This is a genomic window from Stenotrophomonas sp. STEN021, assembly GCF_056760175.1.
This window is the reverse complement of the sequence record NZ_JBRREH010000120.1, coordinates 1-11840: the sequence shown is the minus strand read 5'-3', so window position 1 is coordinate 11840 and position 11840 is coordinate 1. Positions and strand designations below refer to the sequence as shown.

The window sequence follows — 11840 nt, the reverse complement described above, 5'->3', positions numbered from 1 at the left end:
GGGCCCCCCCAACAAATACCGCCTCCCCCCCTGTGCCCCCCCCCGCTCGGCCCGTAACTCCCGGTCCGGGGCCGCCCTGTGCCGCCGCTGGCCCGGCCACTACAGGACAAAGCAGAACAGGCGCCTTTCGGCGCCTGTTCTGCTTTCAGACCAACGGCAGCACTCAGCCCTTGATCACGCCCAGTTCCAGGCCAATCCGGGTGAAGGCATCGATTGCGCGATCGAGGTGGGCGCGGCTGTGCGCGGCGCTGATCTGGGTGCGGATGCGGGCCTGGCCCTTGGGCACCACCGGGAAGAAGAAGCCAATGGCGTAGATGCCTTCTTCCAGCAGACGCTGGGCGAACTTCTGCGCCAGCGGTGCGTCGTACAGCATCACCGGGCTGATCGGGTGCACGCCAGGCTTCACGTCGAAACCGGCGGCAGTCATCTTCTCGCGGAAGTAGGCGGTGTTCTCGCGCAGCGTGGCACGCAGGTCATCGGCGGCAGCCAGCATCTCGAAGGCCTTGATGCCGGCAGCCACCACATGCGGCGGCAGCGAGTTGGAGAACAGGTAGGGACGCGAACGCTGGCGCAGCAGTTCGACGACCTCGGCGCTGGCGCAGGTGAAGCCGCCCAGCGCGCCACCCATGGCCTTGCCCAAGGTGCCGGTGATGATGTCGATCTTGTCCAGCACGCCCTTCACTTCGGCCGAACCACGGCCCGTCGCGCCGAGGAAGCCGGTGGCATGGCATTCGTCGATATGCACCAGCGCGTTGTACTTCTTCGCCAGTGCGGTGATTTCATCCAGCGGGGCGATGAAGCCGTCCATCGAGAACACGCCGTCGGTGGTGATCAGCTTGGTCTTGCAGCCGGCTGCATCGGCGGCCTGCAGCTGCGCTTCCAGGTCGGCCATGTCGCAGTTGGCATAGCGGAAACGCTTGGCCTTGCACAGGCGCACGCCGTCGATGATGGAGGCGTGGTTGAGTGCGTCGGAGATGATGGCGTCGTTCTCGCCCAGCAGCGGCTCGAACAGGCCGCCATTGGCGTCGAAGCAGGCGGCATACAGGATGGTGTCGTCCTTGCCGAAGAAGTCGGCGATCTGCTTCTCCAACTGCTTGTGCAGGTCCTGGGTGCCGCAGATGAAGCGCACCGAGGCCATGCCGAAGCCATGCGTGTCCAGCGCGTCCTTGGCGGCCTGGATCAGCTCCGGGTGGTCGGCCAGGCCCAGGTAGTTGTTGGCGCAGAAGTTCAGCACCGTGCGGCCGTCGTCGAGGGTGATCTCGGCCGACTGCGGGCTGGTGATGATGCGTTCGGACTTGAACAGCCCCTGCGCGCGGATGGCGTCCAGTTCCTCGGCGTAGTGCCGGGTCAGCGGGGAGATGTTCGCGGTTTCGGTCATGGCAGCAGGGTCTTGCGGTGGAGAGGAACGGGAATTTTAGCCTCCTGCGTGTTTCGGCGCTGGCGTCATGCGCAAAGGCTATAAGCGCGGCGGCCTAAGTCATTTCTCGGTAACGGGTGTGCACCCGCAGCATCGACGGCACACCCACCCACCAGGAGACGCCGATGACCTTCACACGCCCCCCATTCACCCTGCCGACCAGGAAGCTGTTGTCCCTCAGCCTGGCCCTGGCGGCGTGTGGGGCGGGGTCATCGGCGCAGGCGCAGCAACTCACCGTGGAGCAGTTGCAGGAGCGCCTGCAGCGGCTGGAGCGCCTGGCCGGGGTCAGCGATGGGGCTGGTGAAGGCGTTGGCCTGGCTGATCTGGACCAGCGCCTGCGCATCCTTGAACGCCGCCTTGAGCTGGCGGAAGAAGAACGCGTTGCCACCGCCAAGAGCGCACCGAAGATCGCCATCGACCAGAAGGGCGCTTCGTTCAAATCCGGCGACGGCAATTACGAGTTGAAGCTACGCGGCCTGCTGCAAGGCGATGCCCGCGTGTTCCTGGGCGGCGATGCCAACCAGAACGACACCTTCCTGCTGCGCACTGTGCGGCCCACCTTGGAAGGCTCGCTGGGCAAGCTGGTCGCCTACCGCTTCACCCCGGAGTTTGCCGGTGACAGCGCCAGCATTGTCGATGCCTATGCCGATCTGCGTTTTGACCCTGCGTATACCGTACGCGTCGGCAAGTTCACCTCGCCGGTCGGTCTGGAACGGCTGCAGTCATCCTCGGCACTGGTCGATGTGGAGCGCGCGCTGGCCAGCGAACTGGCGCCGAACCGCGACCTCGGCGTGCAGCTGCAGGGCGAAGTGGCCAAGGGCAAGTTCAGCTATGCGCTGGGTGTGTTCAACGGCACTGTCGATGGTCGCGATGCGGTCCCCAGCAATCCGGATGACGACTTCGAATATGCAGGGCGCGTGTTCTTCGAGCCGCTCAAGGGCAGTGACAGCGCATGGGCAGGTCTGGGCTTCGGCCTGGGTGCAAGCAGCGGTGAAAAGCATGGCAGCGGCAACAACTTCCTGCCGCGTTACCGCACGCCTGGCCAGGCCACGTTCTTTGCTTACCGCAGTGCCGTGGTTGCCGATGGCGAGCACCGCCGCTGGTCGCCGCAGGGTTGGTTCTACCGCAATGGACTGGGCCTGCAGGCCGAGTACATCGCCTCGGAACAGGAAGTCGCGCGCAATGGCATCCGCAAGCGCCTGGACAACCGTGCATGGCAGGCCACCGCCAGCTATGTGCTGACCGGTGAGGACGCCAGCTATCGCGGCGTCACGCCTTCGCGCCCGTTCGGCAACAACGGTGGCCATGGCGCGGTGGAGCTGACTGCACGCTACGGCGAACTGCAGATCGATGATGCGGCGTTCCCGTTCTATGCCGACCCGACGGTGTCGGCCTCGCAGGTCCGCTCGTGGACGGTGGGCGCCAACTGGTACCTGACCGCCAACCTCAAGCTGGCGACCAATTACCTGCACAGCAGTTTTGACGCGGCTTCCGCTGGCGCGAAGTTGCCTGATGAAAAAGCTGTTTTCTCGCGCCTGCAAGTTTCCTTCTGACGGAGAGCCCTGATGACGCATTCCCATGTTTCACGCCTTGCTACCGCCGCACTGGCCTTCGCCCTGACCTTGAGCGCCGGCGCCGCGTTTGCGCGTGATGTGCAACTGCTCAATGTTTCCTATGACCCCACCCGCGAGCTGTACCGCGACTTCAACGCCGCCTTCGCCAAGCACTGGAAGGAAACCAAGGGCGACAATGTCACCATCGAGACCTCGCATGGCGGTTCCGGCAAGCAGGCGCGCACGGTGATCGACGGCATTGAAGCCGACGTGGTCACGCTGGCGCTGGCTTACGACGTGGATGCCATCGCCGACAAGGCCAAGCTGCTGCCTGCCAACTGGGAAAGCCGCTTGCCGGACAACAGCGCGCCCTACACCTCGACGATTGTGTTCCTGGTACGCAAGGGCAATCCCAAGGGCATCCGCGATTGGCCGGACCTGCTGCGCAGCGGCGTATCGGTGGTGACGCCGAACCCGAAGACCTCCGGTGGCGCGCGTTGGAACTATCTGGCTGCCTGGGCCTACGGCGATCACATCTTCAAGGGTGACCGCGACAAGATCCTGAACTACATGCGCGCGCTGTTCCGCAATGTACCGGTGCTCGACACCGGTGCACGCGGCGCGACGACCACCTTCGTCCAGCGCGGCATCGGCGATGTCCTGCTGGCCTGGGAAAACGAAGCCTTCCTTGCCCAGGAAGAACTGGGCCCGGACAAGTTCGAGATCGTGGTGCCCAAGCTGTCGATCCTGGCCGAACCGTCGGTAGCGTTGCTGGATCGCAACGTCGACCGCCATGGCAACCGCGATGTTGCCCAGGCCTATCTGCAATACCTGTACTCGCCGGAAGGCCAGCGCATCGCCGCACGCCACTACTACCGCCCGCGTTCGCCGCAATACGCAGCGCCGGCTGACGTGGCGCGCTTCCCGCAGGTGCAGCTGGTCACCATCCGCAGCGCCTTTGGTTCGTGGGGCAGGGCGCAGGCCGAGCACTTCGCCGATGGCGGCGTCTTCGATCAGATCCAGGCGAGCAAGTAGACCGTGTCAGCAACCGCACAAACACTGCAGCCGCGTGTGCGAAGCCAACGCCGGGTACTCCCCGGCTTTGGTCTTGGTATGGGCATTACCTTGTTCTGGTTGGGGCTGATCGTCCTGATCCCATTGTTGGGCGTGTTCCTGAAAGCAGCAGGGCTGGGCCTGGGCGGCATCTGGCAGATATGGACCGAGCCGCGCGTGCTGGCCGCGTTGCGGCTGAGCTTTGGTACTGCGTTCGCGGCGGCGGCGTTCAATACGCTGATGGGCACCTTGGTGGCATGGGTATTCGTCCGCTACAGCTTCCCCGGCCGGCGCCTGTTCGATGCAATGATCGATCTTCCGTTCGCCCTGCCGACCGCCGTGGCCGGCATCGCCTTGACTGCCTTGTATGGCGGCCAGGGGTGGATCGGGCAATGGCTGGAGCCGCTGGGCATCAAGGTGGCTTACACGCCGCTCGGCATCGTGGTGGCCCTGGTGTTCGTTGGCCTGCCCTTCGTGGTGCGCATCGTGCAGCCGGTATTGGCTGAAGCCGAGCGCGAGTTCGAGGAGGCCTCGGCCACGCTCGGGGCCACACGCTTGCAGACCATCGTGCGAGTGGTGTTGCCAAGCCTGTGGCCGGCGATGCTGACCGGCTTTGCGCTGGCCTTTGCGCGTGGCGTGGGTGAGTACGGCTCGGTGATCTTCATCGCCGGCAACATGCCCAACGTCACCGAGATCGCGCCGCTGCTGATCACCATCCGTCTTGAAGAGTTCGACTACGCAGGTGCCACCGCCATCGCCGGGGCGATGCTGTTGCTGTCGTTCGTGTTGCTGTTGCTGGTAAATACCTTGCAGGCCCGGCTGCAGCGCAGGGGGATGCGATGAACGAATGGGTGTCGGACTTGCCGGTGGCAATCGCGCGTGATGAGCGGGTGGCCAAGCCGCAGCAGGTGACCAGCGAACCGCGCTGGGTGCAGGTGCTGCTGATCCTGGGCGCGTTGGGTTTCCTGTTGTCGTTCCTGTTGCTGCCATTGGTGCTGGTATTCGTCGAGGCATTGCGTGGTGGTGTGCTGGCATTCTGGAATGCGATCCGCGATCCGGATGCCTTGTCGGCGATACGCCTGACGCTCTTGGTGACGGCAATCGTCGTGCCCTTGAATCTGGTGTTCGGCGTCGCCGCAGCCTGGGTGGTGAGCAAGCACAGTTTCCCGGGCAAGCGCTGGCTGGTGACCTTGATCGATCTGCCGTTCTCGGTATCGCCGGTGGTGGCGGGTCTGGTTTTCATCCTGCTGTTCGGCCGCGATGGTTGGTTCTGGCCGATGATCGAGGACGGCTTGCGCCTGCACCTGCCGGTGCTGGGCGAAACCCTGCTGCAGCTGCCGCGCATCGTGTTTGCGATCCCCGGCATCGTGCTGGCCACGGTATTTGTCACCTTTCCCTTCATCGCCCGCGAGCTGATGCCGCTGATGGAGCAGCAGGGCAGTGATGAAGAACTGGCAGCGCTGACCTTGGGTGCCAATGCCTGGCAGATGTTCTGGAAGGTGACCTTGCCGAACATCCGCTGGGGCCTGCTGTACGGCGTGCTGTTGTGCAGCGCGCGGGCAATGGGTGAGTTCGGCGCGGTGTCGGTGGTGTCCGGGCATATCCGTGGCCGCACCAATACGCTGCCGCTGCACGTTGAAATTCTCTACAACGAGTACGCCTACAGCGCCGCCTTTGCCTGCGCCTCGCTGCTGGCCGCCACCGCCTTGCTGACGCTGGTGGTGAAATCTTTCCTGGAGTGGCGCCACGGTCAATCGCTGGCCGCCGCCCATCGTCATTGAGGTCGCAATGAACATCCGCATCCACAACCTGGGCAAGCAGTACGGCACGTTCCCCGCGCTGGACGGCGTGAGCCTGGATATCCGCAGTGGTGAGTTGCTGGCGCTGCTGGGTCCATCGGGCTCGGGCAAGACCACCTTGCTGCGCGCACTGGCCGGCCTGGAACATCCCGAACGCGGCGAAATCCTGTTCGATGGGGAAGACGCCACTGGTTTGAGCGTGCAGGCACGCCGCGCCGGTTTCGTGTTCCAGCACTACGCCTTGTTCAAGCATCTGGACGTGCGCCGCAATATCGCCTTCGGGCTGGAAGTGCGGCGCGGTGCCGAGCGCTGGCCGAAGGCGCGCATCGAGGCCAAGGTCGATGAGTTGCTGGCGCTGGTCCAACTCGATGGGCTGGGCGGGCGTTACCCGGCGCAACTGTCCGGTGGTCAACGCCAGCGCGTGGCGCTGGCGCGCGCGCTGGCGATCGAACCGCGCGTGCTGTTGCTGGATGAACCCTTCGGCGCATTGGATGCGCAGGTACGCCGCGACCTGCGCCGTTGGCTGCGCGAACTGCACGACCGCACCGGGTTGACCACGGTATTCGTCACCCACGATCAGGAAGAAGCGCTGGAGCTGGCCGATCGTGTCGCCATCCTCAACCGTGGGCGCATCGAGCAGGTGGGTACGCCGGGCGAGGTCTATGACCAGCCGGCGTCGCCGTTCGTCTATGGCTTCGTCGGTGAGGCCAACCGGCTGCCGGCGCGTGCGCAGGGGCAGACGCTGGAAGTGGCCGGGGCACAGTGGCCGCGCACGGCTCTGCTACCGGAAGGCGAGGCGCTGGAGGTATTCGTGCGGCCCGAGGATCTGGTGGTCGAGGTCGATGGCCGTTGGCAGGCTACGGTCGGGCTGGTGCAGCGCAGTGGCCCGCGCCAGCGGCTGCGCGCGCGCCTGGCGGGCGCAACTACCGAGCTGGAAGTGGAGTTGCCAGCCGATGCGCCGGCTTATACGGCCGGCCAGTCCATCCGGCTCGGCGCCCGTCGCTATGGGGTCTTTCCCGCGGCTGCGGGATGAATAGGGCCGGGCTGGGCGGTTGGGATGAAATAGATGTTGCGTCGCAATATAATTGCGGTTAAATATTTGTGAATCGGGATTCGTTCCATCCCGATACCCCCACTTCCTGGAGATATCCGCATGATGCACAACAAGCGTCTTGTCGCCGTGGCCTGCGCCGCCCTGTTGTCCGTTCCGTTTGCCGTCAGTGCCCAGGAGAGCGAGGAGTCCACCTCTCCGTTCAGCGCCAGCTTCGGCGTGACCACCGACTACGTGTTCCGCGGCGTGTCGCAGACCGACAACGGTCCGGCATTCCAGGCCGGCGCCAACTACACCGCGCCGTTCGGTCTGTACGTGGGCGTGTGGGGCTCGAATGTCGATTTCGGTGACGGCGGTCCGAACTTCGAAGTCGACTACAACATCGGTTGGAGCAAGGACCTGAGCGACAGCTGGAACCTGGATCTGGGTGTGAACCGTTACACCTACGAAGGCGCCTCCAGCGGTTACGGCGACATCGACTACAACGAGTATCTGGCAAAGGTGACCTGGAAGGGGCCGGTGGTCGTCAGCGGCCTGCTGGGCTACGCCAACGATTACAGCAACACCGGTGCCAAGCAGACCTACAGCGCGCTGGAGGCCAGCTACGACATTGGTGACAGCGGCTTCTCGATCGGCGCTTCGGCCGGTTACACCACGATCAAGGAAAAGGCCAACGAGTGGCCGCGCCGCGCGGACTACTACGATGGCTCGGTGTCGGTATCCAAGGCCTTCGGCCCGGCCACCGCAACCCTGGGTTACTACGACACCTTTGGTTCGGATGCTGCCGACCTGCGTCGCGAATCGGACACCTACAAGCCGGGCGTCGTGTTCACCGTGTCGGTGGACGTGCCCTGATCCAAATGTGATGCAAAAAGAAAAGGCGCCGAAAGGCGCCTTTTCTTTGCCCGGGTTGTTTTGTGGGAGCTGCGTAAGCCGCGAAGCTGATGGCCCCTCAGATGGCCAGCATGCGTGTGGTTTCATTGCGCCGAGCTTCGCGGCTCACGCCGCTCCCACAAGATCCAATCCCACAAGATTCAACATTTTGTTGGTTGCAGAAACACGAAAGGCGCCTTGCGGCGCCATTCGTTTGTCACCGGACGGTGATCAGTTCCAGCTCAGCACGACCTTGCCGGCCTTGCCCTGTTCCATCAGGTCGAAACCTTCCTGGAAACGGTCCACCGGCAGCTGGTGGGTCATCACCTTGCCCAGCGGGAAACCGCTCAGCACCAACTGGGTCATCTTGTACCAGGTCTCATACATCTTGCGGCCGTAGATGCCCTGCACGGTCAGGCCCTTGAAGATGATCTTGTCCCAGTCGCAACCAGCGCCCTTGGGCATGATGCCGAGCATGGCGATCTTGCCGCCGTGGTACATGCAGTCGAGCATGTCGTTGAAGGCGCGCGGGTTGCCACTCATTTCCAGGCCCACGTCGAAGCCTTCCATGTGCAGCTCGGCCATCACGTCCTTCAGCGACTGGTTGGCGACGTTGACCACGCGCGTGGCGCCCATGTCGGCGGCCAGCTTCAGGCGGAAATCATTGACGTCGGTGACCACCACGTTGCGTGCACCGATGTGCTTGCAGATGCCGGCGGCGATGATGCCAATCGGGCCGGCGCCGGTGATCAGCACGTCTTCGCCGATCACGTCGAACTCCAGCGCGCAATGCGCGGCATTGCCATAGGGGTCGAAGAACGCGGCCAGCTCGGACGGAATCTGGTCCGGGATTGGCCACAGGTTGGTGGCCGGCATCACCATGTATTCGGCGAAGGCGCCGTTGACGTTGACGCCGATGCCGACGGTGTTCGGGCACAGGTGCTGGCGGCCGCCGCGGCAGTTGCGGCAATGGCCGCAGACAATGTGGCCTTCGGCCGAGACGCGCTGGCCGATCTCATAGCCGGTCACGCCCGGGCCGATCTCGGCGATGCGGCCGACAAACTCGTGGCCGATGGTCAGGCCCGGCTTGATGGTGCGCTGGCTCCACTCGTCCCACAGGTAGATGTGCAGGTCGGTGCCACAGATGGCGGTCTTTTCCAGCTTGATCAGCACCTGGTTCGGGCCCGGCGTAGGCACCGGCACCTCTTCCATCCAGATGCCCTTGGTCGCTTCGCGCTTCACCAGCGCCTTCATCGTCTGTGCCATTGCAGGGAACCGCAGTGTGAGGAAAGACCGCGATTATAAGCTTTCAGCCGTAACCGCCCCGTACTGACCGATGGCAGGGGAGGTGAACGGTTACAACGGCTACAATCGGGCCTTCCAAACTTTCGGATGTGCGTAATGCGCGTGAATTTCCTTGCGTTTTCCATCGTTGCTGGCTTGGGCCTGGCGCAGACCGCGCACGCCGCCGAAGGCATGTGGGTGCCGCAGCAGTTGCCTGAAATTGCCGGACCGCTGAAGCAGGCGGGCCTGAAGCTGGACCCGCAGCAGCTGGCCAACCTGACCGGCGACCCGATGGGCGCGGTGGTTGCGCTGGGCGGCTGCACCGCCAGCTTCGTCTCGCCGCAGGGCCTGGTGGTGACCAACCACCATTGCGCCTACGGCTCGATCCAGCTGAACTCCACCGCCGAGAAGAACCTGATCAAGGACGGCTTCAACGCGCCGACCCTGAAGGACGAACTGAGCGCCGGCCCGAACGCGCGCATCTACGTGCTGGACGACATCACCGACGTCACCGCGCAGGCCAAGGCCGCCATCGCTGGCGCCGGCAACGACCCGCTCAAGCGCAGCCAGGCGCTGGAAGCCTTCGAGAAGCAGGCCATCGCCGCCTGTGAAACCGATGACGCCTACAGCTGCACCCTGTACAGCTTCTCCGGCGGCAACACCTACCGCCTGTTCAAGAACATGGAAATCAAGGACGTGCGCCTGGCCTATGCGCCCCCGGGCAGCGTCGGCAAGTTCGGCGGCGACGTCGACAACTGGATGTGGCCGCGCCACACCGGCGATTTCTCGTTCTACCGCGCCTACGTCGGCAAGGACGGCAAGCCGGCCGCATTCGCTGCCGACAACGTGCCGTACCAGCCCAAGCATTGGCTGAAGCTGGCCAACCAGCCGCTGGGCGAGGGTGACTTCGTGATGGTGGCCGGTTACCCGGGCCGCACCGACCGCTATGCGCTGGTCAGCGAGTTCGAGAACACCGCTACCTGGACCTACCCGTCGATCGCCAAGGCCTACAAGGACCAGATCGCGATGGTCGAAGCGGCCAGCAAGAACAACCCGGACATCGCGGTGAAGTACGCCGCCAACATGGCCAGCTGGAACAACACCAGCAAGAACTACGACGGCCAGCTGGACGGCTTCAAGCGCAACAACGTGCTCGGCCAGAAGCAGGCTGCGGAAACCGCGGTGCTGGAATGGCTGCGCGGCCAGGGCGCTGCCGGCAAGCCGGCGCTGGACGCCTTCGCCCAGCTGCAGACCTTGGGCCAGCAGTCGCGCATGAACCAGGCGCGTGACCTGAACCTGGCCATGCTCAACCGCACCGGCACCCTCGGCACCGCCGTGCGCCTGTACCGCCTGGCCATTGAAAAGGCCAAGCCGGACGCGCAGCGCGAAGAGGGTTACCAGGAACGCGATCTGCCGGCCATCGAAGGCGGCCTGAAGCAGATGGACCGCCGCTACGTGCCGGCCATGGATCGCCAGTTCCAGCAGTATTGGCTGCAGCAGTATGTGCAGCTGCCGGCCGGCCAGCACCTGTCGGCGTTCGACAAGTGGATCGGTGGTGTTGATGCCAAGGCGGTCGAAGCCACCGTTGCACGCCTGGACGGCTCCAAGCTGGGCAGCCTGGACGAGCGCCTGAAGTGGTTCGGTGCCGACAAGGCTGCGTTCGAGGCCAGCAATGACCCGGCCATCCAGTACGCGGTGGCAGTGATGCCGGCACTGCTGGAGCTGGAACACCAGCGCAAGCTGCGCATGGGCGAGGAGCTGGTGGCACGACCGCTGTTCCTGCAGGCCATTGCCGATTACAAGAAGACCAAGGGTGAGTTCGTCTACCCGGACGCCAACCTGTCGCTGCGCATCACCTTCGGCAATGTGAAGGGTTACACCGGCCTGGACGGCAAGGTGCAGCCGGCCTTCACCGACCTGGAAGGCATCGTCGCCAAGGAAACCGGCAAGGACCCGTTCGATTCGCCGCAGGCGCTGATCGATGCGGTCAAGGCCAAGCGCTATGGCGGCTTCGAAGACAAGCGTATCGGCAGCGTGCCGGTGAACTTCCTGTCCGACCTGGACATCACCGGAGGCAACTCCGGCTCGCCGGTACTGGACGCGCACGGCCGCCTGGTTGGCCTGGCGTTTGACGGCATCTGGGAATCGGTCGCCAGCAACTGGGTGTTCGACCCGGTGATGACCCGCATGATCTCGGTCGATGAACGCTACATGCGCTGGATCATGCAGGAAGTGGCGCCGGCGCCGCAGCTGCTGAAGGAAATGGACGCCGCCTCGAAGTAAGTTCGGGTCGCGTGGTTCAAATGGAAGCCCGGACGGGAAACCGTCCGGGCTTTTGTTTTGCGCGCAGCACACAGCGTTGTGGGAGCGGCGTAAGCCGCGAAGCCGATAGCTTTGAAACTAGCGGAATGCGCGCAATCTGATGGATCAGGTGCTTCGCGGCTTACGCAGCTCCTACATTTGGCTCTACCGGTAAAGCCACTGCCGAGCATGGCTCGGCACTACGTTTTGCTCCCTCCCTTTCGCGTAGCGAAGGGGAGGGTTGGGGAGGGGTAAGCGTTTGGCTGGCTGATGGAGTCGAGGCCTGGCGACTGTAGTGCCGGGCCATGCTCGGCTGAGGCTCTACCGATGAAGCCACTGCCGAGCATGGCTCGGCACTACGTTTTGCTCCCTCCCTTTCGCGTAGCGAAGGGGAGGGTTGGGGAGGGGTGAGCGTTTGGCTGGCTGATGGAGTCGAGGCCTGGCGACAGTAGTGGGGGGGGGGGGGGGGGGGGGCGGCGGCGGGCGAACACCCGGCGCCCGCGCAGGGG

The 11840-nt window shown here is 64.3% G+C and carries 9 protein-coding genes; 7 read left to right on the top strand and 2 right to left on the bottom strand.

Annotated elements, in window-relative coordinates:
• Positions 1-163: 163 nt before the first annotated feature.
• On the bottom strand, positions 164-1378 hold the full coding sequence (gene kbl / locus ACVOL0_RS19145; protein WP_481550432.1) for a glycine C-acetyltransferase: 1215 nt from the start codon (positions 1376-1378) through the stop codon (positions 164-166).
• A gap of 164 nt (positions 1379-1542) precedes the next feature.
• On the opposite strand from kbl, the gene ACVOL0_RS19140 reads away from it, so the two are divergent.
• The 6 genes from ACVOL0_RS19140 to ACVOL0_RS19115 all read left to right on the top strand — a co-directional run bounded on the left by ACVOL0_RS19140 (position 1543) and on the right by ACVOL0_RS19115 (position 7728).
• The gene (locus tag ACVOL0_RS19140) at positions 1543-2970 is read left to right on the top strand and encodes an OprO/OprP family phosphate-selective porin (protein ID WP_481550431.1); all 1428 of its coding nucleotides are present in this window, start codon (positions 1543-1545) and stop codon (positions 2968-2970) included.
• Positions 2971-2982: 12 nt separating this feature from the next.
• Positions 2983-4005 carry a sulfate ABC transporter substrate-binding protein gene (locus ACVOL0_RS19135; RefSeq protein WP_481550430.1) on the top strand — a complete coding sequence of 341 codons (1023 nt, stop codon included), beginning with the start codon at positions 2983-2985 and terminating at the stop codon, positions 4003-4005.
• A 3-nt stretch (positions 4006-4008) separates the two neighbouring features.
• Positions 4009-4866, top strand: a complete 858-nt coding sequence (gene cysT, locus ACVOL0_RS19130; protein ID WP_481550429.1) for a sulfate ABC transporter permease subunit CysT — start codon at positions 4009-4011, stop codon at positions 4864-4866.
• Positions 4863-5804, top strand: coding sequence for a sulfate ABC transporter permease subunit CysW (gene cysW, locus ACVOL0_RS19125; protein ID WP_481550428.1), 942 nt, complete (start codon positions 4863-4865; stop codon positions 5802-5804). The genes cysT and cysW overlap by 4 nt, the downstream gene beginning before the upstream one ends.
• A gap of 7 nt (positions 5805-5811) precedes the next feature.
• Positions 5812-6855, top strand: coding sequence for a sulfate/molybdate ABC transporter ATP-binding protein (locus ACVOL0_RS19120; protein ID WP_481550427.1), 1044 nt, complete (start codon positions 5812-5814; stop codon positions 6853-6855).
• Positions 6856-6975: 120 nt separating this feature from the next.
• Positions 6976-7728, top strand: coding sequence for a TorF family putative porin (locus ACVOL0_RS19115; RefSeq protein ID WP_481550426.1), 753 nt, complete (start codon positions 6976-6978; stop codon positions 7726-7728).
• A 249-nt stretch (positions 7729-7977) separates the two neighbouring features.
• Here the strand turns inward: ACVOL0_RS19115 and tdh are convergent, their stop codons facing one another.
• A complete protein-coding gene (gene tdh, locus ACVOL0_RS19110) occupies positions 7978-9012 on the bottom strand; it encodes an L-threonine 3-dehydrogenase (protein WP_313173780.1) in 1035 nt (344 codons plus the stop codon).
• Between the two features lie 135 nt (positions 9013-9147).
• On the opposite strand from tdh, the gene ACVOL0_RS19105 reads away from it, so the two are divergent.
• Positions 9148-11313, top strand: a complete 2166-nt coding sequence (locus tag ACVOL0_RS19105; protein WP_481550425.1) for a S46 family peptidase — start codon at positions 9148-9150, stop codon at positions 11311-11313.
• Positions 11314-11840 lie beyond the last annotated feature (527 nt).